The 22,402-nt window shown below is 63.4% G+C and carries 21 protein-coding genes; 12 read left to right on the top strand and 9 right to left on the bottom strand.

Features of this window, described 5'->3' with window-relative positions; translation table 11 throughout:
- Window positions 1-119 precede the first annotated feature (119 nt).
- The 8 genes from F3J24_RS12310 to F3J24_RS12275 all read right to left on the bottom strand — a co-directional run bounded on the left by F3J24_RS12310 (window position 120) and on the right by F3J24_RS12275 (window position 7,125).
- Window positions 120-857, bottom strand: a complete 738-nt coding sequence (locus F3J24_RS12310) for an SDR family oxidoreductase (RefSeq protein ID WP_167006437.1) — start codon at window positions 855-857, stop codon at window positions 120-122.
- Window positions 858-907: 50 nt separating this feature from the next.
- Window positions 908-1,216: a YciI family protein gene (locus tag F3J24_RS12305; protein WP_167006434.1), complete on the bottom strand. Its 309-nt coding sequence runs from the start codon at window positions 1,214-1,216 to the stop codon at window positions 908-910.
- A gap of 19 nt (window positions 1,217-1,235) precedes the next feature.
- Window positions 1,236-2,297, bottom strand: a complete 1,062-nt coding sequence (locus F3J24_RS12300) for a cyclase family protein (protein ID WP_167006431.1) — start codon at window positions 2,295-2,297, stop codon at window positions 1,236-1,238.
- Between the two features lie 68 nt (window positions 2,298-2,365).
- Window positions 2,366-3,163, bottom strand: a complete 798-nt coding sequence (pcaD, locus tag F3J24_RS12295; protein WP_167006429.1) for a 3-oxoadipate enol-lactonase — start codon at window positions 3,161-3,163, stop codon at window positions 2,366-2,368.
- Window positions 3,164-3,320: 157 nt separating this feature from the next.
- The gene (locus F3J24_RS12290) at window positions 3,321-4,316 is read right to left on the bottom strand and encodes a tripartite tricarboxylate transporter substrate binding protein (protein WP_167006426.1); all 996 of its coding nucleotides are present in this window, start codon (window positions 4,314-4,316) and stop codon (window positions 3,321-3,323) included.
- A 166-nt stretch (window positions 4,317-4,482) separates the two neighbouring features.
- Complete coding sequence (gene pcaF, locus F3J24_RS12285) at window positions 4,483-5,694, bottom strand: 3-oxoadipyl-CoA thiolase (protein ID WP_167006423.1); 1,212 nt, start codon at window positions 5,692-5,694, stop codon at window positions 4,483-4,485.
- A gap of 56 nt (window positions 5,695-5,750) precedes the next feature.
- Window positions 5,751-6,392 (bottom strand): 3-oxoacid CoA-transferase subunit B, encoded by a 642-nt coding sequence (locus tag F3J24_RS12280; protein ID WP_003058693.1) that lies wholly within the window; start codon window positions 6,390-6,392, stop codon window positions 5,751-5,753.
- A gap of 31 nt (window positions 6,393-6,423) precedes the next feature.
- On the bottom strand, window positions 6,424-7,125 hold the full coding sequence (locus F3J24_RS12275; protein WP_003058692.1) for a 3-oxoacid CoA-transferase subunit A: 702 nt from the start codon (window positions 7,123-7,125) through the stop codon (window positions 6,424-6,426).
- Window positions 7,126-7,228: 103 nt separating this feature from the next.
- Between F3J24_RS12275 and F3J24_RS12270 the strand changes: the two genes are divergently transcribed.
- The 4 genes from F3J24_RS12270 (at window position 7,229) to F3J24_RS12255 (ending at window position 15,330) form a co-directional block, all read left to right on the top strand.
- A complete protein-coding gene (locus F3J24_RS12270) occupies window positions 7,229-8,065 on the top strand; it encodes an IclR family transcriptional regulator (protein ID WP_167006420.1) in 837 nt (278 codons plus the stop codon).
- Between the two features lie 89 nt (window positions 8,066-8,154).
- The gene (locus tag F3J24_RS12265) at window positions 8,155-8,862 is read left to right on the top strand and encodes a transposase (RefSeq protein WP_167006417.1); all 708 of its coding nucleotides are present in this window, start codon (window positions 8,155-8,157) and stop codon (window positions 8,860-8,862) included.
- Window positions 8,863-9,044: 182 nt separating this feature from the next.
- Window positions 9,045-13,781, top strand: coding sequence for a glutamate synthase-related protein (locus F3J24_RS12260; RefSeq protein ID WP_167006414.1), 4,737 nt, complete (start codon window positions 9,045-9,047; stop codon window positions 13,779-13,781).
- Window positions 13,782-13,854: 73 nt separating this feature from the next.
- Window positions 13,855-15,330: a glutamate synthase subunit beta gene (locus tag F3J24_RS12255; protein WP_003058685.1), complete on the top strand. Its 1,476-nt coding sequence runs from the start codon at window positions 13,855-13,857 to the stop codon at window positions 15,328-15,330.
- A gap of 144 nt (window positions 15,331-15,474) precedes the next feature.
- Here F3J24_RS12255 and F3J24_RS12250 read toward each other — a convergent pair whose 3' ends face one another.
- Entirely contained in the window at window positions 15,475-15,948 is a 474-nt protein-coding gene (locus tag F3J24_RS12250; protein ID WP_240154317.1) for a DUF3293 domain-containing protein, read from the bottom strand.
- A 240-nt stretch (window positions 15,949-16,188) separates the two neighbouring features.
- On the opposite strand from F3J24_RS12250, the gene F3J24_RS12245 reads away from it, so the two are divergent.
- The 8 genes from F3J24_RS12245 to F3J24_RS12210 all read left to right on the top strand — a co-directional run bounded on the left by F3J24_RS12245 (window position 16,189) and on the right by F3J24_RS12210 (window position 22,402).
- The gene (locus F3J24_RS12245) at window positions 16,189-16,998 is read left to right on the top strand and encodes an amino acid ABC transporter substrate-binding protein (RefSeq protein ID WP_167006411.1); all 810 of its coding nucleotides are present in this window, start codon (window positions 16,189-16,191) and stop codon (window positions 16,996-16,998) included.
- Between the two features lie 143 nt (window positions 16,999-17,141).
- Window positions 17,142-17,795, top strand: coding sequence for an amino acid ABC transporter permease (locus tag F3J24_RS12240; RefSeq protein WP_003058677.1), 654 nt, complete (start codon window positions 17,142-17,144; stop codon window positions 17,793-17,795).
- Window positions 17,776-18,552 carry an amino acid ABC transporter ATP-binding protein gene (locus F3J24_RS12235; protein WP_304515587.1) on the top strand — a complete coding sequence of 259 codons (777 nt, stop codon included), beginning with the start codon at window positions 17,776-17,778 and terminating at the stop codon, window positions 18,550-18,552. The genes F3J24_RS12240 and F3J24_RS12235 overlap by 20 nt, the downstream gene beginning before the upstream one ends.
- A 221-nt stretch (window positions 18,553-18,773) precedes the next feature.
- Window positions 18,774-19,586 carry an ABC transporter ATP-binding protein gene (locus F3J24_RS12230; RefSeq protein WP_167006408.1) on the top strand — a complete coding sequence of 271 codons (813 nt, stop codon included), beginning with the start codon at window positions 18,774-18,776 and terminating at the stop codon, window positions 19,584-19,586.
- Complete coding sequence (gene mlaE / locus F3J24_RS12225; protein ID WP_003058669.1) at window positions 19,583-20,359, top strand: lipid asymmetry maintenance ABC transporter permease subunit MlaE; 777 nt, start codon at window positions 19,583-19,585, stop codon at window positions 20,357-20,359. The genes F3J24_RS12230 and mlaE overlap by 4 nt, the downstream gene beginning before the upstream one ends.
- Before the next feature lie 30 nt (window positions 20,360-20,389).
- Window positions 20,390-20,899: an outer membrane lipid asymmetry maintenance protein MlaD gene (gene mlaD, locus F3J24_RS12220; RefSeq protein WP_167006405.1), complete on the top strand. Its 510-nt coding sequence runs from the start codon at window positions 20,390-20,392 to the stop codon at window positions 20,897-20,899.
- On the top strand, window positions 20,896-21,693 hold the full coding sequence (locus F3J24_RS12215) for a VacJ family lipoprotein (RefSeq protein WP_167006402.1): 798 nt from the start codon (window positions 20,896-20,898) through the stop codon (window positions 21,691-21,693). Before mlaD ends, F3J24_RS12215 begins: the two co-directional genes overlap by 4 nt.
- A gap of 79 nt (window positions 21,694-21,772) precedes the next feature.
- Entirely contained in the window at window positions 21,773-22,402 is a 630-nt protein-coding gene (locus F3J24_RS12210) for a phospholipid-binding protein MlaC (protein WP_167006399.1), read from the top strand.

Raw genomic sequence — 22,402 nt, 5'->3', positions numbered from 1 at the left:
GAACGCCGGTCTCCGATGTTGTCTGGATTTGGGGAGAAAAGCTGCCGTGCCGCAGCGGCTGCGGCGCGGGATGGGATAGGCGCGCGGCCAGGCAGACCGCGAAGCGGCTCAGGGCCTGATCAGACCGAGGCTACGCCGACGGTCATGCCGCCGCAGACGTAGAGAACCTGTCCGGTCACAAAGCCGCTGCGCTCGTCGAGCATGTAGGACACGGCATGGGCCACGTCTTCGGGCGTGCCCACGCGCTTGACGGGTACGGACTGGATGATCTTCTGCGTGCGCGGTGCATCGGGCGGGTTGGCCTTGTCGAACAGCTCGGTGCGGATGGGGCCGGGGCCGATGGCGTTGGCCGTGATACCCCACTGTCCCAGCTCCAGAGCCCAGACGCGCGTCATGCCGATCAGGCCGGCCTTGGTGGCAGCGTAGGCGGTACGCAGGTCCTTGCCCAGTGCGGCGCGCGAGGACATGTTGACGATGCGCCCGAAGCCCGCCTCCTTCATGCCCGGCAGCAGGGCCTGCATGCACTGGAAGGCACAGCGCAGGTTCAGCGAGACGGCCAGGTCGAACTCGGCCAGGGTCTGGGATGCGGCGTCATTGGGCACGACCACGCCCACGTTGTTGACCAGGCGCGTGATGGGGCCGCCTTCCAGGGCCAAGCGCAGCGCGCGGGCCGTGTCCTCGGCATTGCTTAGGTCGGCCTGGATGCCGCCTGGAACGTGATCGACCATACGGTCGATGATGATGGGCTCGTAGCCATCGGCACGGCAGCGCTCGGCGGCGGCCGCACCGATGCCGGCGCCGCCGCCGGTGATCAGCACGCGGGGACGGACGGGAAGGGAAGCGTTCTGGGAAGACATGGCAATACTTTCGGACGGAATGCGGGGAAAGGGCTGCTGCTGGACGGGAGCTAGGCCGCCGCAGGCAGGTGGCTGGCACCGGCCACATAGGCTTTGCGCCAGCGGGTGATGGACACGCGCTCGAACAGACCGGCGGTGAAGAAGGGGTCGGACTCTATGAAGGACTGGGCCGCTTCGCGCGTGTCCAGTTCCACCACGTACAGGCCGCCGCCGAGGTCGCTGCCGTCGTCGGCCAGCTTGGCGCCGCAGGCCAGCAGCAGGTTCTTGTGGGTGTCCAGGAAGCCCAGGTGCGCGGGGCGATGGGCCTGGCGCACGGCCTGGTGACCGGGCTTGTCGAAGGTTTCGATGATGAAAGGCATAAAGGCTCCGGTGTTGGGCTCAGACCGTGGCGACAGGCGTGACCGGCGAGGCGATGGCGCCCGGCAGGTTCAGCGGCGGTGCCGTGAGCAGGAAGCGGTGGCGACCGTGCTCGCGCAGCCAGTGCGCCAGCGGCGTCAGATGCCACAGCTCGCCCAGGTGCACGCCCAGCTTGAACAGGCAGTGCTCGTGCAGAGGCAAGGCCGCGCAGCAGGCGGCGCCGGGGCGCGCGGGGAAGGCCTCGACCGCGTAGTTGTCGGTGGCGATGACGGCGATCTGGCTGTCGGTGATCCACTGCAGCAGGCGCGCATCGCGCCCGTCGAGCACGGCGCAGGCGTGTTCAAGTACCTCGGGGTCGGGGTTCTTGTGCATGTCCAGTACCCGTTGGGCAAAACCGGTGTGCAGGCACAGCATGTCGCCGGGCTCGATCTGTACCCCGTCTGCGGCGATGACCTGCATCAGCTGCTCATAGCCGACCACGGTGCGGGCGTCACCGAAATGGGCACGCAGATCCACCATCACCCCGCGGCCCTGTACGCCGTTGCGGGCCATGCCTTCGATGCCGAGGGCCTTGGCGCAGCTGGTGCTGGCGCTGTCGTCCAGGCGCGCGGGAATGCCGGTGCCGCTCACGTCGGCCGGGCCCACGATGTCGGTACCTGCGGCAAAGCCGTTGTAGTACAGCGGCTCGGGCAGGCCGTCGCCGTTGGCATCGAACAGGGCGCCCACATGGGCCAGGCCGTCCCACTGCGTGGAATACTGCAGCGACAGGATGACCATATCGTCCGAGAGCACGTCGGTACGGCCGGGCTCCAGCTCCTGCAGCAGGCAGTTGAAATTGACGCGGCCCTTGCGCTGCAGCGGCCGCAGCACCGGGGGCTTGCGGTTGGGATTGAGTGCGCTGCCGCCCGGGTAGTCCAGCGGCAGGCTCAGCGCAAAGCGCTGGCCGGTCTGCACTTCGGCCACGCCTTGGCGGACTTTCTCGGGGGTCAGCAGGTTCAGGCGGCCAAGCTGGTCGTCTTCACCGAAATCGCCCCAGGTCGAGCCTTCGGGGCGGTGTCTCCAGCGGCGGGAGGGAGTGGGCATGGCGGTCTCCGTATCACAGGCCGTGGCGGCCGCTGCCGGATGTGGGCAGCCGGTCGTCGCGGCGTCGGTCAGTGCTGGCGTGCAAAGCCGGCAAGGGCTTGTTCGAAGGCCTCGGGCGCCTCCAGGTTGGACAGGTGCGAGGCCTGCAGCTCGACCAGCTGCGAGCCCGCGATGGCGGCCTGCATGGCCTGCGCATCGGCCACCGTGGTCACGGGGTCGTGGGCGCCGGCCAGCAGCAGCGTGGGCGTGGCGATGGCGGCAATCGCAGCGCGCAGGTCTTCGCGGGCCAGTGCTTCGCAGCAGCTGGCATAGCCTTCGGGTGCGATACCGGCGATCCATCCCTGGGCGCGTTGCACCACGGCGGGCTGGGCAGCCGCAAAGCCGGGTGTGAACCAGCGGCCGGGCGACGATTCGGCCAGGGCCTGCATGCCGGCTGCGCCGTTGGCGCGCACCTGGGCGGCTCGCTCCAGCCAGGCCGACTCCACCCCGATCCTGGCGGCGCTGTTGGCCACGGTGAGGCTGCGCAGACGCTGGCCGGCATTGACGCCCAGCCACAGGCCGGTCAGGCCGCCCATGGAGATGCCGCAGAAATGCGCCTGCTGCACCTCCAGTGTGTCGAGAATGGCCAGCACGTCGCGGCCCAGCTGGTCGAAGCTGTAGGGGCCGTCGTTGCAGGCGCTGGCACCATGGCCCCGCGTGTCGTAGCGCAACACGCGAAATTCGCTGCGCAGGGCAGCTGCCTGTGCATCCCACATCTCCAGCGTGGTGCCCAGGGAGTTGGACAGCACGAGCACGGGGGCATCGTCAGGGCCTTGCAGATCAATGCGGAAATCGCCGCTGGCGGTGGAGAGCAGGGAGGTGGTCATACAGGCTCGTAAAAGGGGTGGAAAGAAGTGCCGCAGTGGTGCGTCCTGGGTTCGGGGGGGGCAGCCGAGCAGAGGCCTTGCTGCCCCGCAGCGACGGCTACGAGAGGGTGCCGGGCCACGGGGAAGCCGCGCAGCGGCTCAGGGGGTGTGTCTGATCTCAAACGCTGGCGCCGGAGTCCTTGACGACCTTGCCCCACTTCTTGGTTTCGGCGTCGATGAACTTGGCAAAGCCGTCCTGGGTGTCGATCACGACTTCGCCGCCCTGGTCGTTGATCTTCTTGATCACGGCGGGGTCCTTGAGCACCTTGGCAATGGCTGCGTGCAGTTTTTGCTGGATGTCGGTTGGTGTCTTGGCTGGCACGAAGAGACCGAACCATGAGGTTGCCTCGTAGCCGGGCACACCGGCTTCGGCCACGGTGGGTACATCGGGCAGCTCGGGCGAGCGCTTGGCCGTGGTCACCGCGATGGGGCGCAGCTTGCCCGAGCGCACATGCTGGATGGCCGAAGGCATGTTGTCGAACATGATGGCGATCTGGTTGCCCAGCAAATCAGTGATGGCCGGCGCGCTGCCCTTGTAGGGCACATGCACCATGTCCAGACGGGTCATGGACTTGAAGAGTTCGCCAGACAGATGGATGGAGCTGCCCGAGCCCGAGGAGCCGAAGTTCAGCTTGCCAGGATTGGCCTTGGCATAGGCCATCATTTCCTTGACCGTCTTGAATGGCTGGCTGGGGTGAGCGACCAGCAGATTGGGCACATTGGCAACCCGGGTCAGAGGGGCGAAGTCCTTGACCGGGTCGAATGGCATCTTCTTGTACAGGGCTTCGTTGATGGCGTGCGTGCCCACCGTGCCCATGAACAGGGTGTAGCCGTCGCCGGCTGCGCGTGCAGCGGCCTGACCGCCAATATTGCCGCCCGCGCCGGGACGGTTGTCGATGATGATGCTCTGGCCCAGTTCGGTGCTCAGGGCCTGGCCCACCACGCGTGCCAGGATGTCGGTCGTGCCGCCGGCCGAGAAGGGCACGATCATGGTGATGGGCTTGCTGGGATAGGGCGTCTGGGCCATGGCGGGAGCAGTGCCCAGAGCGAACAGGGCGGTTGCTGCCAGTGTCTGCAGGCTGCGGCGGCGAGACAGGGAAAGGGAATTGGACATTGAGGTCTCCGGAAAAAGGCAAGACACCGCCGGCCAGTGGCCGGGGCGCGGGCTGCCGCGGTAGCGCAGCTCCGAAAAGAGCTGCACTCCAGCGGTCGTTGTTCTGGTGTGAGAGGCAGGGGTGCGGCAGCAGGCCGGGCTTGGCCGGTCCCTGCCACAGTCGGGATCAGACGCGTTCGAGCACCACGGCAATGCCCTGGCCCACGCCGATGCACATGGTGCACAGCGCATAGCGGCCGCCCAGGGTATGAAGCTGGTTCACGGCCGTGGTGGCCAGGCGGGCGCCCGATGCGCCCAGGGGGTGACCCAGGGCGATGGCGCCGCCCCATTGGTTGACGCGGCGGTCGTCATCGGCAATGCCAAGGTCGCGCAGCACGGCCAGGCCTTGTGCGGCAAAGGCTTCGTTGAGCTCGATGACATCCATCTGCTCAAGAGTCAGGCCTGTCTGGGCCAGCACCTTGCGCACGGCAGGAGCGGGGCCGAAGCCCATGATGCGCGGCGCGACGCCGGCCACGGCCATGCCGACCACGCGGGCGCGCGGCACTAGGCCATACTGGCTGGCCGCTTCCTCGTTGGCCAGCAGCAGGGCGCAGGCACCGTCGTTGATGCCGCTGGCGTTGCCGGCCGTGACCGTGCCATCGGGGCGTACCACGCCCTTGAGCTTGGCCAGTGCCTCGATGGTGGTGGCGCGGGGGTGCTCGTCCTGGCTCACGACGATGGGGTCACCCTTCTTCTGGGCGATGGAGACGGGCACGATCTCGCGTGCCAGATGGCCCGCGGCAATCGCGGCCGCTGCCTTTTCCTGGCTGGCCAGGGCCATACGGTCCTGGGCTTCGCGCTCGATCCTGAAGTCGTCGGCCACGTTTTCGGCAGTCTCGGGCATGGAGTCCACGCCGAACTGGGCTTTCATCAGCTTGTTGACGAAGCGCCAGCCGATGGTGGTGTCGTAGATGGCGTTGTTGCGGCTGAAGGCGGACTCGGCCTTGGGCATGACGAAGGGCGCGCGGCTCATGCTTTCCACGCCGCCGGCAATCATCAGGCGGGCTTCGCCGGACTTGATGGCACGCGCGGCCGTGCCGACAGCGTCCAGGCCCGAGCCGCACAGGCGGTTGATGGTGGCGCCGGGCACATCGATGGGCAGGCCGGCCAGCAGTGCCGACATGCGGGCCACGTTGCGGTTGTCCTCGCCGGCCTGGTTGGCACAGCCATAGAGCACATCGGCCACGGCGGTCCAGTCCACATTGGGGTTGCGCTGCATCAGCGCCTTGATGGGCAGGGCGCCCAGATCATCGGTGCGCACGCTGGACAGCGCGCCGCCGTAGCGACCGAAGGGGGTGCGGATGGCGTCGCAGATAAAGGCTTGGTTCTGGTTGCTCATGGCATGTCTCCGTTATGAAAATTGAGCTTCTGGTGCAGACTGGATCGGCCTGAAGTTCAGGCCGCGATGGGCAGGCCCACGATGCGTTCGAGTTCGGCGTGCTCCAGGCCTTCGACCTTGTCGATCAGGCGCAGCCCCTCGGGTGTGCATGCCAGGGTGCACAGGTCGGTATAGATGCGCTTGACGCAGCCCAGTCCGGTCAGCGGGTAGCTGCACTGGGCCACGACCTTGCTCTCGCCTTTTTTGGTGAGTAGATCCATCATCACCCAGGTCTGCTTGGCGCCAATGGCCAGGTCCATGGCTCCGCCCACTGCGGGAATGGCGCCGGGCTCGCCGGTGCTCCAGTTGGCCAGGTCGCCCGTGGCCGAAACCTGGAAGGCTCCGAGCACGCAGATGTCCAGATGGCCGCCGCGCATCATGGCGAAGCTGTCGGCGTGGTGGAAATAGCTGCCGCCGGGCAGCAGGGTCACAGGCTGCTTGCCGGCATTGGTCAGGTCGTAGTCTTCGGAGCCGGCCGCCGGTGCCGGGCCCATGCCCAGGATGCCGTTCTCGCTTTGCAGAACAATTTCGCGTCCTGCGGGGATGTGGTTGGCCACCAGGGTGGGCTGGCCTATGCCCAGATTCACATAGGCACCGTCATGAATGTCCTGGGCCACGCGCAGGGCCAGTTCGTCCTTGCTTCTTTTTTGATAGCTCACGCTTGTATCTCCTTGCTGGACCTTGGCGGGCTCAGGCCGCCTTCTTGAAGCCGCCGGCCTGGGTGGCCACGCGCTCGATCTTCACCACCTGGCTCACATAGATGCCCGGGGTGACCACGGATTCGGGGTCAAGCTGGCCGAGCTCCACGATGTCATGCACGGTGGCCACGGTGAACTTGGCGGCCGAGGCCATCACGGGGCCGAAGTTGCGCGCCGACATGCGGTAGGTCAGATTGCCCCAGCGGTCGCCTTTTTCCGCCTTGATCAGCGCCACATCGCCATGGATGGGGTACTCCAGCACATAGTGCTTGCCGTTGATCTCGCGCGTTTCCTTGCCTTTGGCAAGCTCGGTGCCATAGGCCGTGGGGCAGAAGAACGCGCCTATGCCTGCAGCGGCGGCGCGCATGCGCTCGGCCAGATTGCCCTGGGCCACCAGTTCGAGCTCGATCTTGCCGCTGCGGTACAGCTCGTCGAAGACCCAGCTGTCCACTTGGCGCGGGAAGCTGCAGATGATCTTGCGTACCTGGCCGGTCTTGAGCAGGGCGGCCAGGCCGGTGTCGCCATTGCCAGCGTTGTTGTTGACCACGGTGAGCTCGCGTGCACCCTGGGCGATCAGGCCGTCGATCAGCTCGCCGGGGATGCCCGAGGTGCCGAAGCCGCCGATGAGTACGGTGGAGCCGTCTTGAATGCCTGACAGGGCCTGAGCGACCGAGTCGGCGATCTTGTTGATCATGGGTGTCTCCAATTTTCTATACAAAGACTTGCGCTAATGGCGCTAAAATGTTCGTATATAGAACATTTGTTCGCTAAAAGAATTGTAGGAAAGGATGAAGAAAATGGAGACTGTAAAAACCACATCAGGGAAAACCCCTGGAAAGGCCGATGCGGCCCCGCTCAAGCCCGGCGACAGCTATGTGCAGTCCTTTGCCCGGGGGCTGGAGGTCATACGTTCGTTCAGTGCCAGGGCGCCGGAGCAGACGCTCAGCGAGGTGGCTGCCGCCACGGGTCTGACGCGTGCCGGTGCCAGGCGCATCCTGCTGACGCTGCAGACGCTGGGCTATGTGCGCAGCGACGGCAAGTACTACGCACTCACTCCGCGCATCCTGGATCTGGGCTTTGCCTATCTGAGCTCCACGCCGCTGTGGAATCTGGCCGAGCCGGCCATGGAGGCGCTGGTGGACGAGGTCAAGGAGTCATGCTCGGCCGCCGTGCTCGAAGGTCTGGACGTGGTCTATGTGCTGCGCGTGCACACGCACAAGATCATGAGTACCAATCTGGGCGTTGGCTCGCGACTGCCCGCCTTCTGGACATCCATGGGTCGGGTGCTGCTGGCGGCGCTGCCCCCCGATGAACTGCGGGCGCTGATGGCCCGGCGCGAGCAGCGCGCCTTCACGCGCCACACGCTGACCGGCGACGACGAGCTGTATGCCGAGATTGCCCGCGTGCGCGAGCAGGGCTGGGCCCTGCTCAACCAGGAGCTGGAGGAGGGTCTGATCTCCATTGCCGCTCCCATACGCAATGCGCGTGGCCAGACGGTGGCGGCGCTCAACATCAGTGGCCAGGCCAACCGCACCAGCGAGCAGATGATGCGCGAAGGGCTGCTACCGCAACTGCTGGCCGCTACGCGCCATATCAGCCAGTTGCTGAGTGCTTCGGGCCGCATGCATCTGTGACATCCGGCGCCTGAGGAGGCGTCGGTTCAGGCGCGACGCTTCATAATGACCGAAACGCCTTTCCTGTCGCCCCTGTCCAAGTCCGCTCCATGGCCCGTCTTCCCCGTCTCACGCTGGCAAACATGCCGCACCACATCATCCAGCGTGGCAACAACAGCGGCGAGATCTTTGTGGACGCGCAGGATCGTCTTGTCATGCTGGATCTGATGCGCGAGATGGCGCGGCGCTTCGAGGTCGATGTGCATGCCTATGTACTCATGCCCAATCACTTCCATCTGCTGCTGACGCCCAGGACGGAGCAGGGCGTGCCCCAGTTCATGCAGGCCGTGGGGCGCAGCTATGTGCGTTACTTCAACAATCGGCATGGGCGTACCGGCACCCTCTGGGAGGGGCGCTACCGCTGCACCGTGCTGCAGGCCGAGCAATGGCTGATGGCCACCATGGTTTCCATGGATCTCAACCCCGTGCGCGACGGATTGGTCCAGCGCGCGGTCGACTGGCCCTGGTCCAGCTATGCGCACAACGCAGGCCTGCAAAGCGATGCGCTCATCAGCCCGCACGCGCTTTTCTGGGCTCTGGGCAACACGCCGTTTGCCCGTGATGCCGCTTATGTCAGGGCCGTGGATGCCGGTCTGGATGCCGATACCCAGGCGCAGATCAGCCATGCCGCACTGCGTGGCTGGGCTCTGGGCGAGCCTGACTTCATTGAAAATTTGCAACAAAAAACCGAGAGACGTGTGAAGCGGCAGAAGGCCGGCAGGCCTTCTGCACGCACAGCTTCGGTGCACGAGGACTAGAGAGTTCTTTCAACTCCTTGTTTTTATTGAATTGCTTTTCTCTGTTTTTATATGTCCCCAATTAAATGCAAATAAAAAAAGTTGGGAATTAATTGGAATCTGACCCTAATTAATACTTATTGCATAACTTCATGTCATGTCGTAATCTTGCGTTCCCCGCGATTGATATAAGAGGATTCCCCATGACGACTGCTGCCGAGATCAAGTATCTCCAGGACCACGGTCTGTACTCCAAGAGCAACGAACACGATGCCTGCGGTCTGGGCTTTGTGGCCCATATCAAGGGTCAGAAGCGCCATGACATCGTGCTGGGGGCACTGAAGATCCTCGAGAACATCGACCATCGCGGTGCGGTGGGTGCCGACCCTCTGATGGGTGACGGCGCTGGTATCCTGATCCAGATTCCCGATCAGCTCTACCGCGAAGAAATGGCCAAGCAGGGCGTGGCACTGCCTCCTGCTGGCGAATATGGCGTGGGCATGATCTTCCTGCCCAAGGAGCATGCTTCGCGCCTGGCTTGCGAGCAGGAGATGGAGCGCGCCATCAAGGCCGAAGGCCAGGTGCTGCTGGGCTGGCGCGATGTGCCGGTGAACCGCGACATGCCCATGTCGCCTACCGTGCAGGAAAAGGAACCCATCCTGCGCCAGGTCTTCATCGGCCGTGGTGCCGATGTTATCGTGCAGGACGCGCTGGAGCGCAAGCTGTACGTAATCCGCAAGACGGCCTCGGCTGCCATCCAGAACCTGGGCCTCAAGCACAGCAAGGAATACTACGTTCCCAGCATGAGCAGCCGCACTGTGGTCTACAAGGGCCTGCTGCTGGCCGATCAAGTGGGCGTGTACTACCGCGATCTGGCCGACGAACGCTGCGTCTCGGCCATCGGTCTGGTGCACCAGCGTTTCTCCACCAACACCTTCCCCGAGTGGCCTCTGGCTCACCCCTACCGCTATGTGGCCCACAACGGTGAAATCAACACCGTGCGCGGCAACTACAACTGGATGCTGGCACGCGAAGGCGTGATGGCCTCTCCCGTGCTGGGCGAAGACCTGCAGAAGCTCTATCCCATCAGCTTTGCCGGCCAGTCCGACACCGCCACCTTCGACAACTGCCTGGAACTGCTGACCATGGCCGGCTACCCCATCAGCCAGGCCGTGATGATGATGATTCCCGAGCCCTGGGAGCAGCACGAAGCCATGGACGAGCGCCGCCGCGCCTTCTATGAATACCACGCTGCGATGATCGAGCCCTGGGATGGTCCCGCCTCCATCGTGTTCACCGATGGCCGCCAGATCGGCGCCACGCTGGACCGCAACGGCCTGCGTCCCTCGCGCTACTGCATCACCGATGACGATATGGTGATCCTGGCTTCCGAAGCCGGCGTGCTGCCCGTGCCCGACAGCAAGATCGTGCGCAAGTGGCGCCTGCAGCCCGGCAAGATGCTGCTGATCGACCTGGAGCAAGGTCGCATGATCGAAGACGAAGAGCTCAAGGCCAACGTCGTCAACACCAAGCCTTACAAGCAGTGGATCGAGAACCTGCGCATCAAGCTCGACGAGGTGGAAATCCCCGCCGACTTCAAGGCACCCGCAGCCAAGACTGAGCTGTCCCTGCTGGACCGCCAGCAAGCCTTCGGCTTCACGCAGGAAGACATCAAGTTCCTGCTGACCCCTATGGCCGAAAAGGGCGAGGAAGGCATTGGCTCCATGGGCAACGACAGCCCGCTGGCCGTGCTGTCCGACAAGAACAAGCCGCTGTACAACTACTTCCGTCAGATGTTCGCACAGGTGACGAACCCCCCCATCGACCCGATCCGCGAAGCGATCGTGATGTCGCTGGTGTCGTTCGTGGGTCCCAAGCCCAACCTGCTGGACATCAACCAGGTCAACCCTCCCATGCGCCTGGAACTGCAGCAGCCCGTGCTCGACTTCGAAGGCATGGCCAGGCTGCGTGATATCGAGAAGCGCACCAACGGCAAGTTCAAGAGCTCGACGATCGACATCACCTACCCGCTGTCCTGGGGCAAGCAGGGCGTGGAAGCCAAGCTGGCCTCGCTGTGCGCCCACGCCGTGGACGAGATCAAGGGCGGTGCCAACATCCTGATCATCAGCGACCGCAACATGAGCGCCACGCAAGTGGCCATCCCTGCGCTGCTGGCGCTGTCCGCCATCCACCAGCATCTGGTGCGTGAAGGTCTGCGTACCACCGCCGGTCTGGTGGTGGAAACCGGCACGGCCCGCGAAGTGCATCACTTCGCCGTGTTGGCCGGCTACGGCGCGGAAGCCGTGCATCCCTATCTGGCGATGGAGACCCTGGTCGACATCTTCAACCGCGAAGCTGCGCCCATCACTGCCGACAAGGCCATCTATCACTATGTGAAAGCCATCGGCAAGGGGCTGTCCAAGATCATGTCCAAGATGGGCGTGTCCACCTATATGTCCTACTGCGGCGCCCAGCTGTTCGAAGCCGTGGGCCTGAACAGCGAGACCGTGGACAAGTACTTCACGGGCACGGCCAGCCGTGTGGAAGGTATCGGCGTCTTCGAGATTGCCGAGGAAACCATCCGCAACCACGAGGCTGCCTTCAGCGACGACCCCGTGCTGGAAACCATGCTGGATGCCGGCGGCGAGTACGCCTGGCGTGCCCGTGGCGAAGAGCATATGTGGACGCCTGACGTGATCGCCAAGCTGCAGCACTCCACACGTGCCAACAACTTCAGCACCTACAAGGAATACGCTCAGCTGATCAACGACCAGACCAAGCGCCACATGACGCTGCGCGGCCTGTTCGAGTTCAAGTTCGATCCCGCCAAGGCGATTCCCGTGGACCAGGTCGAGTCGGCCAAGGAAATCGTCAAGCGCTTTGCTACGGGTGCCATGTCGCTGGGCTCCATCTCCACCGAAGCCCATGCCACGCTGGCCGTGGCCATGAACCGCATCGGCGGCAAGAGCAACACCGGCGAAGGCGGCGAAGATCCCAAGCGCTATCGCAACGAGCTCAAGGGCATCCCCATCAGCAAGGGCGAAACCCTGGCTTCCATCATCGGCAAGGACAAGGTCGAGTCCGATATCGAACTGCAGGCCGGCGACTCGCTGCGCTCCAAGATCAAGCAGGTCGCGTCCGGTCGTTTCGGTGTGACTGCCGAATATCTGGCCTCTTCGGACCAGATCCAGATCAAGATGGCTCAGGGCGCCAAGCCCGGTGAAGGTGGCCAGCTGCCCGGCGGCAAGGTCTCCGACTACATCGGTGCACTGCGTCACTCGGTGCCCGGTGTGGGCCTGATCTCGCCTCCTCCCCACCATGACATCTACTCGATCGAAGACCTGGCACAGCTGATCCACGATCTGAAGAACGTGGCTCCGCACGCCAGCATCAGCACCAAGCTGGTGTCCGAAGTCGGTGTGGGCACGATTGCCGCAGGCGTGACCAAGTGCAAGAGCGATCACCTGGTGATCGCAGGGCACGACGGCGGCACCGGTGCCTCGCCCTGGTCCTCCATCAAGCATGCTGGCGGTCCCTGGGAAATCGGCCTGGCCGAGACCCAGCAGACCCTGGTGCTGAACCGTCTGCGCGGCCGTGTGCGTGTGCAGGCCGACGGCCAGATGAAGACCGGTCGCGACGTGATCATCGGCGCCCTGCTGGGTGCCGACGAGTTCGGCTTCGCCACGGCTCCGCTGGTGGTGGAAGGCTGCATCATGATGCGCAAGTGCCACCTCAACACCTGCCCCGTGGGCGTGGCCACGCAAGACCCCGTGCTGCGTGCCAAGTTCACCGGCAAGCCTGAGCATGTGGTGAACTATTTCTTCTTCATCGCCGAAGAAGTGCGCCAGATCATGGCCCAGCTGGGTATCGCCAAGTTCGACGACCTGATCGGTCGCTCCGACCTGCTCGACACCCGCAAGGGCATCGAGCACTGGAAGGCTCAGGGCCTGGATTTCAGCCGTCTGTTCGCTCAGCCTGAAGTGCCTGCCGACGTGGCCCGCTACCACGTGGACAGCCAGGATCACCTGCTGGACAAGGCGCTGGACGTCAAGCTCATCGAGCGCTGCAAGCCCGCCATCGAAAACGGCGAGAAGGTGCGCATCATGGAAGTGGCGCGCAACGTCAACCGCTCCGTCGGTGCCATGCTCTCGGGCGCGGTGACCAAGCATCACGCCGAAGGCCTGCCAGACGACACCATCCGCATCCACTTCGAAGGTACGGGTGGCCAGTCCTTCGGTGCCTTCCTGTGCAACGGCATCACGCTGAACCTCAGCGGCGAAGCCAATGACTACACCGGCAAGGGTCTGTCCGGCGGCCGCGTGGTGGTGCATCCCAGCCATGAGTTCCGTGGCTCTACTACCACCAACACCATCGTGGGCAACACCGTGATGTTCGGCGCCACCAGCGGTGAAGCCTTCTTCAGCGGCGTGGCCGGCGAGCGCTTTGCCGTGCGTCTGTCCGGCGCCACGGCGGTGGTCGAAGGCGTGGGCGACCACGGCTGCGAATACATGACCGGCGGTACCGTGGTCGTGCTGGGCAAGACCGGTCGCAACTTCGCGGCCGGCATGAGCGGCGGCGTGGCCTATGTCTACGACGAGGACGGCAAGTTTGCCGAGCGTTGCAACACCGCTTCGGTGAAGCTGGAGAAGGTGCTGCCGCACGACGAGTTTGTCTCGCGTGTCGATCCCGGCATCTGGCACCGCGGCCAGAGCGACGATCAGCAGCTGCGCAATATGGTGGAGGCTCACAGCCGCTGGACGGGTTCCAAGCGTGCCCGTGATCTGCTGGACAACTGGGCCGCAGCGCGTGCCAAGTTTGTCAAGGTGTTCCCGACCGAGTACCAGCGTGCACTCGGCGAGATCTTTGAACGCAAACAGAAGGAAAAGCAAGCTGCGAAAGCGCCAGCAGCTCCTCAAAAAGAAGCCGTAGCCGCCAAGTAAACACGGCTCGAAGCGGTGGCGGCCAGGCGGCCACCGCACTGCAAGCGAACACAGATTTCAAGGATTAAAGATCATGGGAAAGACCACCGGCTTCATGGAATACGAGCGCATCGAAGAGGGCTATGCCCCCGTTGCGGAACGTCTCAAGCACTACAAGGAATTCGTCATCGGCCTGACGACCGATCAGGCCAAGGTGCAGGCTGCACGCTGCATGGACTGCGGCACGCCGTTCTGCAACAACGGCTGCCCGGTCAACAACATCATTCCGGACTTCAACGACCTCGTGTATCAGGGTGACTGGAAGAACGCCATCACCACGCTGCACAGCACCAACAACTTCCCCGAGTTCACGGGTCGCATTTGCCCCGCACCCTGCGAAGCTGCCTGTGTGGCCAATATCAATGGCGACGCCATTGGCATCAAGTCCATCGAGCACTCCATCATCGACCGCGCCTGGAGCGAAGGCTGGGTCAAGCCCCTGCCTTCCAAGCACAAGACCGGCAAGAAGGTGGCTGTGGTCGGTGCCGGCCCTGCAGGCATGGCAGCGGCCCAGCAACTGGTGCGCGCCGGCCACGACGTGACCCTGTTCGAGAAGAACGACCGCGTGGGCGGCCTGCTGCGCTACGGCATCCCCGACTTCAAGCTGGACAAGGGCCTGATCGACCGCCGTGTCGAGCAGATGGTGGCCGAAGGCCTGAAGATCCGCACCGGCGTGCTGATCGCCGGCAAGGACGGTCTGGGCAAGGATTCCAAGGTCACCAACTGGGCCAAGGAAACCATCAGCCCCGAGCAGCTCAACGCTGAGTTCGATGCCGTGCTGCTGACCGGCGGCTCCGAGCAGTCGCGTGATCTGCCCGTGCCCGGTCGCGATCTGGAAGGCGTGCACTTCGCGATGGAGTTCCTGCCCCAGCAGAACAAGGTCAATGCGGGCGACAAGCTCAAGGGCCAGATCCGTGCCGACGGCAAGCATGTCATCGTCATCGGCGGCGGCGACACAGGCTCCGACTGCGTGGGCACCTCCAACCGCCATGGCGCCAAGAGCGTGACCCAGTTCGAGGTCATGCCCATGCCGCCCGAGCAGGAGAACAAGCCCCTGGTCTGGCCTTACTGGCCGATCAAGCTGCGTACCTCGTCCAGCCACGACGAAGGCGTGGTGCGTGAGTTCGCGATCTCGACCAAGGAATTCGGCGGCGAAAAGGGCAAGGTCAAGAGCCTGACCACCGTCCAGGTCGAGTTCAAGGACGGCAAGCTGAGCGAAGTGCCCGGCACGGAAAAGGTCTGGCCTGCCGATCTGGTGCTGCTGGCCATGGGCTTCGTGAACCCGGTTGCCACCGTGCTCGAAGCCTTTGGCGTCGACAAGGATGCGCGCGGCAACGCCAAGGCCAGCACCGACTTCATCGGCGGCTATGCCACCAGCGTGCCAAAGGTGTTCGCCGCCGGCGACATCCGCCGCGGCCAGTCGCTGGTCGTGTGGGCGATTCGCGAAGGCCGCCAGGCAGCGCGTGCCGTGGACGAGTTCCTGATGGGCGCCAGCGAACTGCCTCGCTGATCATTCACAGCGGGTCATCACGCAAAAGGCATTCTTCGGAATGCCTTTTGTTTTTGATAGCTGCAAGCGCTTGCCTTAAATGGAGTTTAGATAGCTTTCAATAGGTTTTTGATTGCTGTAAAGCGCAAGGTGCTATCAAAAAAGTCAGCGCAGCCACAGAAGCCGGGGGCGGGCGTCGGCATCGCTCCACAGCACGGCGTTCTGCTGCCAGTGCCGGCCCCATTGCATGGCCGTGTCGGCATCCATCCCCCAGATCAGCACGCTGTCTTCCGCAGGCCAATGGCCGAGCGGGTCCTGGCCGCAGCCGTCCAGGTACTGCCAGCCCTCGCTGTCCAGCGCCTGGCGCAGGGCGCGCATGCGGGCGGCGTTCTCCGCCGGCTCCAGGATCTGTCCCCAGGGATTGCAGGCCGTGAGATAGCAGGCGGCCTGGATGGACTGCCGTCCCAGTTGCTGCCCGAGCCAGTCATTGCGCTCGCCCACGCGTAGCGTCTGTGCGACAGCGCCCTGGGCGGCATCGACCCGGTAGAGCGCGTCGCGATAGGCCTGCTGCAAGGCGGGCGGGAGCTGGCTGGTGTCTGGTGACGGTGGTGACATGGTTTGGTTTTGCAAGCTGCTCATGATGAGGACTTGTGCAAACAAGAATGCAACAACGGCCAGCCTCCTGAGGCAGCCGTCTTGCCTGAACCTGTTTTGCCTAAGTCGTGATGGTTTTGCGACCGGCGAGTGACGTTCTGTCCCGTCTGCGCGACAATAGCGGATTCGGCGCTGGCGGCAGCCCGGCTTCGGAGCGGCTGCGGTGGCCCCGGACGGGAGACAAAGCCTGCTGCCTCCGCTTTTTCCACTTCAAATTTTGACGCCATGAAAAAACGTACCCTGCTGGCCTCGGTGGCCCTGACTGCAATTTTGGCTGCCTGCGGCAAGAACGAGCCCGCAAGCAACACCGCTGCAGCTCCTGCGCCCACTCCTGCGGCGGTTGCCGCCAAGCTGGTGGTGGGCCTGGACGACAACTTCCCGCCCATGGGTTTCCGTGACGAAAAGAACGAGCTGGTCGGTTTCGATATCGATATGGCCCGTGAAGTGGCCAAGCGCGCCAATATCGAAGTGCAGTTCAAGCCCATCGACTGGAACGCCAAGGAAGCCGAGCTGCTGGGCAAGCGCGTGGACGCTCTGTGGAACGGCCTGACCATTCTGGAAGAGCGCAAGGAAAAGATCCTGTTCTCCGATCCCTACATGGTGAACAAGCAGATCATCATCGTGAAGGCCGGCTCGCCCATCAAAGGCAAGGCTGACATGGTCGGCAAGGTCGTGGGTGCCCAGGAAGGCTCCAGCGCCGTGACCGCCCTGACCAAGGACAAGGAACTGTCGGACAAGTTCAAGGAAACCAAGCTCTTCGGCGACAACATCGCTGCCATGATGGACCTGGAAGCCGGTCGTCTGGACGTGGTGGTGGTGGATGAAGTGGTGGGTCGCTACTACGTCAACAAGAAGCCCGACAACTACGTGGTGCTGGCCGAGGACTTCGGTACCGAAGACTACGGTGTGGGCTTCCGCAAGGACGACGAAGCCACTCGCAACAAGGTCAACGACGTGCTGACCGAAATGAAGAAGGACGGCAAGGCTGCTGAAATCGCCCAGAAGTGGTTCGGCGCCGACGTCATCAAGCACTAATCCCTTTTTGACGTACTGCACCGGCAATGCCTGGCATTGCCGGTTTTTTTTGCGACGACAATGCGTGCAAACACTTCCTCCTGCGCACGCCCGTGCCTGTGGCGGGCTTTCGATAGCTGCAGCGCCACACTGAAGGCCATTTGATGGACTATGTAATCTCGCTCCTGGGGCCCATGTCGGCTGGTGCCCTTGTCACACTCAAGCTGTTCTTCATCACGCTGGCGCTGTCCATTCCCATGGGCCTGGCACTGGCGCTGATGCGCATCTCCAGCATCAAGCCGCTGAGCAGCGCCGTGGGCGCCTATATCTGGCTGATGCGCGGCACGCCGCTGATGCTGCAGCTGCTGTTCGTGTACTTCGCGCTGCCCTTTGTGCCCTACATCGGTGTGCGCCTGCCCGACTTTCCTGCCGCCGTGGTGGCGTTTGCGCTGAACTACGCGGCCTACTTCGCGGAGATCTTCCGTGCCGGCATCAAGTCCGTGGACCGCGGCCAGTACGAGGGCGCGAAGGTGCTGGGCATGACTTATGCACAGACCATGCGCCGCATCGTGCTGCCCCAGATGTGGGCCCGCATTCTGCCGCCCGTCAGCAACGAGACCATCACCCTGGTCAAGGACACTTCGCTGATCTATGTGCTGGCACTCAACGACCTGCTGCGCGTGGCGCGCGGCGTGGTGCAGCGCGACTTCAGCTTCACGCCCTTCATCGTGGCTGCGGCCTTCTATCTCATCATGACCCTGGTGCTGACCTGGGGCTTCCAATATCTTGAGAAAAAATATGCCAAGTACGACGCCTGATGTGATGATTTCCGCCCAGGGCATCCACAAGGCCTTTGGCAATAACGAAGTGCTGCGCGGCGTCTCCCTGGACTTGCTGCGCGGCGAGGTGGTGGCCGTGATCGGCCCGTCCGGCTCGGGCAAGAGCACCTTTTTGCGCTGTCTCAACCACCTGGAGACGATCGACCGAGGCACCATCAGCATCGAAGGTGCGGTGCTGGCGCGCTCCGAGGGCGAGGCCAGGGCCCAGTATGTGAGCGAGGCCGAGATCCGCAAGATCGGCCGCAAGATGGGCATGGTGTTCCAGTCCTTCAATCTGTTTCCCCACCTCACGGTGCTGGAAAACATCATTGAGGCGCCCGTCATCGTCAAGGGCTTGAAGCGTGAAGACATCATCCCCAAGGCCGAAGCTCTGTTGGCCAAGGTGGGTCTGGCGGCCAAGCGCGATGCCTATCCCAACCACCTCTCCGGCGGTCAGAAGCAGCGCGTGGCAATTGCGCGCGCGCTGGCCATGGAGCCAGACATTCTGCTGTTCGACGAGCCCACCTCGGCGCTGGACCCCGAGCTGACCGGCGAGGTGCTGCGCACCATGCGCGAACTGGCCGAAGAGCACATGACCATGCTGGTCGTGACCCACGAGATGGGTTTTGCACGCGAGGTGGCCAACCGCGTCATCTTCATGGACGGCGGCTACATCGTCGAGCAAGGCCCGTCCGAGGCGTTTTTTGCCGCGCCCCAGCATGAGCGCACCAAGGCGTTTCTGCAGAATATGTTGTAAATAAGTCGCAGCTGCCGATGAGGTTTCATATCGCAAAAAAGGCAGTTTGCGCATGCACAACAAGCGCTGACAGCTCCTGAAACAGGAGTAACGACTCTGCGATCCAAGCCAGGCCTTCAAGAAACATTCGTGAATGTATGTTTACTTGGGGCTAACCCGAGCTTTTTGTCGAGCATGTCGGCACAATACCAGTTTGCTTTCTCTTGAGCGGCTCTTCACGCATGTCACCCAACGCACCCTTTGTGGAACTGCGCAATGTCACCTTTGGCTATGGTGACCGCGTCATCCTGCGCGATCTGTCCCTGCAAGTGCCGCGCGGCAAGGTCACGGCGCTGATGGGCGCATCGGGCGGCGGCAAGACCACGGTGCTGCGTCTGATTGGCGGGCAGAACCACGCCCAGCAGGGCCAGGTGCTGTTTGACAGCCAGGATGTGACCACCATGAATGCGCAGCAGCTCTATGCCGCGCGTCGCCGCATGGGCATGCTGTTTCAGTTCGGTGCGCTGTTCACCGACATGAGCGTGTTCGACAACGTGGCTTTTCCGCTTCGGGAGCACACCGATCTGCCAGAAGAGCTGATTCGCGACATCGTGCTCATGAAGCTGCATGCCGTGGGCCTGCGCGGTGCGCGTGATCTGATGCCCTCCCAGGTCTCGGGCGGCATGGCCCGTCGCGTGGCGCTGGCCCGCGCGATTGCACTGGACCCCGAGCTCATCATGTACGACGAGCCTTTTGCGGGCCTGGACCCTATTTCGCTGGGTACCTCGGCGCAGCTGATCCGCCAGCTCAACGATGCCATGGGCCTGACTTCGATTCTGGTTTCCCACGATCTGGAGGAAACCTTCCGCGTGGCCGACCATGTGGTGATTCTGGGGGCCGGCAGCGTTGCCGCCCAAGGCACGCCCGAAGAGGTGCGCGCCAGCAGCGATCCGCTGGTGCAGCAATTCATTCATGCCAGATCCACGGGGCCTGTGCCGTTCCACTATCCGGGCGTCAGTGCCGACGAGGACTTCGGCAGCAGGAGGCGTGCATGAACTTTCTCGCACGCATTGGCCTGGCAGTGCGCTGCCAGCTGGTCAACATGGGGATCGGTGCGCGCCTGCTGTGGCGCCTGCTGGGCTTGATGGGACCGGCGCTCAGGCGTCCGCGCCTGATCGGCGACCAGATTCACTTTCTGGGCAATTATTCGCTGGCCATCATCGGCGTCTCCGGACTGTTCGTGGGCTTTGTGCTGGGTCTGCAGGGCTATTACATCCTGCAGCGCTATGGTTCGGCCGAGGCGCTGGGCATGATGGTGGCCCTGAGCCTGCTGCGTGAGCTGGGGCCCGTGGTCACGGCCTTGCTGTTTGCGGGCCGTGCCGGCACGGCCCTGACGGCCGAAATCGGCCTGATGAAAGCCGGTGAGCAGTTGTCGGCCATGGAGATGATGGCGGTCGACCCCGTCAAGCGCATTCTGGCGCCGCGCTTCTGGGCCGGGCTGATCACGATGCCATTGTTGGCAGCGGTCTTCAGCGCCGTCGGTGTTCTGGGCGGCTGGCTGGTGGGCGTGGTGATGATCGGTGTCGACAGCGGTGCCTTCTGGGGCCAGATGCAGCAGGGCGTGGACTGGTGGAGCGATCTGGGCAACGGCGTGCTCAAGAGCTTTGTCTTCGGCCTGGCCGTGACCTTTGTGGCTTTGCTCCAAGGCTATGCGGCCAAGCCCACGCCCGAAGGGGTTTCCCGGGCCACCACCCGTACCGTGGTCGTGGCTTCGCTAGCGGTTCTGGGTCTGGACTTCCTGCTCACCGCAACCATGTTCAGCATTTGAGGCTGCTCAGCAGATAGAGGTAAAAAAATCATGCAGCAAAAGAAAAGTGATGTCTGGGTCGGCCTGTTTGTGCTGATCGGTGCTCTGGCCCTGGTGTTCCTGGCCTTGCAGTCGGCCAATCTGTTGAGCCTGAATTTCCAGAAGACCTATGCGATCACGGCGCGTTTTGACAATATCGGCGGGCTCAAGCCCAAGGCCGCGGTCAAGAGCGCCGGCGTGGTTGTGGGCCGTATCGAGTCCATCACCTTCAACGACCAGACCTTTCAGGCCGACGTGGCCATGAGCATGGAAAACCGCTATGCCTTTCCCAAGGACAGCTCGCTGAAAATTCTGACAAGCGGTCTGCTGGGCGATCAGTACATTGGTATTGAAGCGGGTGCCAGCGAAGAAAACCTCAAGGCCGGCGACCGCGTGACAGCCACCCAGTCTGCCGTGGTGCTGGAGAATCTGATCGGTCAGTTCCTCTACAGCAAGGCCGAGCAGGGCGGTGATTCCGGTGCTGGCGCAGCCAACGCAGCCAACGGGGGAGCGAAAGAATGATGACTACAACAAGCCCACAAACGAAACTGGCGTCGGACAAGACTCTGACGCTCAAGCATGCCGCGCTGACAGCTGGCGTGTGCGCAGCGGCACTGCTGTCCGGCTGCGCGACCACCACAGGCTCCGGCAACCCGGCCGACCCGCTGGAGTCCATGAACCGCAGCATCTATTCCTTCAACGAAGGGGTGGACGAAGCCGTCTTCAAGCCCGTGGCCACGGCCTATCAGAACGTGACGCCGCGCGTGGCACGCCAGGGCGTGACCAACTTCTTCGACAACCTCGGCGATGCCTGGTCCTTCGTCAACAACGTGCTGCAGGGGCAGGGCCAGGGTGCCTACAACTCCATGGTTCGCTTCAGCGTGAACACGGTGCTGGGCATAGGCGGCCTGTTCGATATTGCCAGCGAGGCAGGCATCGAGCGCCGCAAGCAGGACTTCGGCCAGACGCTGGGCCGTTGGGGTATGCCCACGGGGCCGTATCTGGTGCTGCCCTTCTGGGGCCCTTCCACGGTGCGTGACTCGGCCGGTCTGGCGGTCGACGCCTTCGGCTATCCCGCCAACACCATGGACGATGTGCGCTGGCGCAACAGCCTGTTCGGCCTGCGCATGGTCAACAACCGGGCCAATCTGCTCAAGGCCGGCGATGTGCTGGACTCTGTTGCGCTCGACAAATACAGCCTGGTGCGCGATGTCTATCTGCGCTCACGCATTGGCGGCGCGGCGTCCGGCGGCGACGGTCGTCTCGAAAACTATGATGACGACAACGCCGGCAAGCTGCCTCCCGAAGGCCAGTGAGCCGGTAGGGCTTGGTTACAAACATGATGCACAGGCTGCGCGAGTGCGGTGACACTTGCGGGCCTAGGAGAAAAACGCAATGAAGATTACTCGTCGCATGTGGGGCATGGCAGCAGGTGCCATGCTCGCCCTGAATCTGGGTCTGCCTGCACAGGCCGCTGAGGAAGCGCCTGATGCCCTGGTCAAGCGCGTCTCTTCCGATGTGCTGGAAACCATCAAGAAGGATGCGTCGCTGCGCAGCGGCGACTCCAGCAAGATCAATGCGCTGGTCAACGAGAAGGTCATGCCCTATGTGGACTTTCGCCGTATGACATCGGCCGCTGTCGGTCCGGCCTGGCGCCAGGCTACGCCCGAGCAGCGCCAGAAGCTGCAGGACGAGTTCAAGGCCTTGCTGATTCGCACCTATGCGGGAGCCCTGTCCCAGGTCGGCGATCAGACCATTACCGTCAGGCCTGTGCGCATGGCAGCCGGTGACACCGATGTGCTGGTCCGCACCCAGGTCAACGGCCGTGGCGATCCCGTGCAGCTGGATTTCCGTCTGGAAAAGCAGGCTACGGGCTGGAAGCTCTACAACTTCAATGTGCTCGGCGTGTGGCTGGTGGAGACCTACCGCAACCAGTTTGCGCAGGAAATCAATGCCAACGGCATCGACGGCCTGATCAAGACCCTGGCCTCGCGCAGCTCCATGCCGGCTACGGCCACCAAGTAA

The organism is Comamonas sp. Tr-654, from assembly GCF_011752915.1.
GTDB lineage: Bacteria > Pseudomonadota > Gammaproteobacteria > Burkholderiales > Burkholderiaceae_C > Comamonas.
The sequence above is the reverse complement of the archived record's forward strand: the minus strand, read 5'-3'. Positions and strand labels throughout refer to the sequence as shown.

Coding starts and splice junctions, on each gene's coding strand:
- F3J24_RS12255 (WP_003058685.1), top strand. CDS start 13,855: ATGGGAAAGACCACCGGCTTCATGGAATACGAGCGCATCGAAGAGGGC.
- pcaD (WP_167006429.1), bottom strand. CDS start 3,163: ATGACCACCTCCCTGCTCTCCACCGCCAGCGGCGATTTCCGCATTGAT.
- F3J24_RS12240 (WP_003058677.1), top strand. CDS start 17,142: ATGGACTATGTAATCTCGCTCCTGGGGCCCATGTCGGCTGGTGCCCTT.
- F3J24_RS12215 (WP_167006402.1), top strand. CDS start 20,896: ATGATGACTACAACAAGCCCACAAACGAAACTGGCGTCGGACAAGACT.
- F3J24_RS12290 (WP_167006426.1), bottom strand. CDS start 4,316: ATGTCCAATTCCCTTTCCCTGTCTCGCCGCCGCAGCCTGCAGACACTG.
- F3J24_RS12270 (WP_167006420.1), top strand. CDS start 7,229: ATGGAGACTGTAAAAACCACATCAGGGAAAACCCCTGGAAAGGCCGAT.
- F3J24_RS12250 (WP_240154317.1), bottom strand. CDS start 15,948: ATGAGCAGCTTGCAAAACCAAACCATGTCACCACCGTCACCAGACACC.
- F3J24_RS12230 (WP_167006408.1), top strand. CDS start 18,774: ATGTCACCCAACGCACCCTTTGTGGAACTGCGCAATGTCACCTTTGGC.
- F3J24_RS12305 (WP_167006434.1), bottom strand. CDS start 1,216: ATGCCTTTCATCATCGAAACCTTCGACAAGCCCGGTCACCAGGCCGTG.
- F3J24_RS12245 (WP_167006411.1), top strand. CDS start 16,189: ATGAAAAAACGTACCCTGCTGGCCTCGGTGGCCCTGACTGCAATTTTG.
- pcaF (WP_167006423.1), bottom strand. CDS start 5,694: ATGAGCAACCAGAACCAAGCCTTTATCTGCGACGCCATCCGCACCCCC.
- mlaE (WP_003058669.1), top strand. CDS start 19,583: ATGAACTTTCTCGCACGCATTGGCCTGGCAGTGCGCTGCCAGCTGGTC.
- F3J24_RS12260 (WP_167006414.1), top strand. CDS start 9,045: ATGACGACTGCTGCCGAGATCAAGTATCTCCAGGACCACGGTCTGTAC.
- mlaD (WP_167006405.1), top strand. CDS start 20,390: ATGCAGCAAAAGAAAAGTGATGTCTGGGTCGGCCTGTTTGTGCTGATC.
- F3J24_RS12235 (WP_304515587.1), top strand. CDS start 17,776: ATGCCAAGTACGACGCCTGATGTGATGATTTCCGCCCAGGGCATCCAC.
- F3J24_RS12310 (WP_167006437.1), bottom strand. CDS start 857: ATGTCTTCCCAGAACGCTTCCCTTCCCGTCCGTCCCCGCGTGCTGATC.
- F3J24_RS12210 (WP_167006399.1), top strand. CDS start 21,773: ATGAAGATTACTCGTCGCATGTGGGGCATGGCAGCAGGTGCCATGCTC.
- F3J24_RS12275 (WP_003058692.1), bottom strand. CDS start 7,125: ATGATCAACAAGATCGCCGACTCGGTCGCTCAGGCCCTGTCAGGCATT.
- F3J24_RS12300 (WP_167006431.1), bottom strand. CDS start 2,297: ATGCCCACTCCCTCCCGCCGCTGGAGACACCGCCCCGAAGGCTCGACC.
- F3J24_RS12265 (WP_167006417.1), top strand. CDS start 8,155: ATGGCCCGTCTTCCCCGTCTCACGCTGGCAAACATGCCGCACCACATC.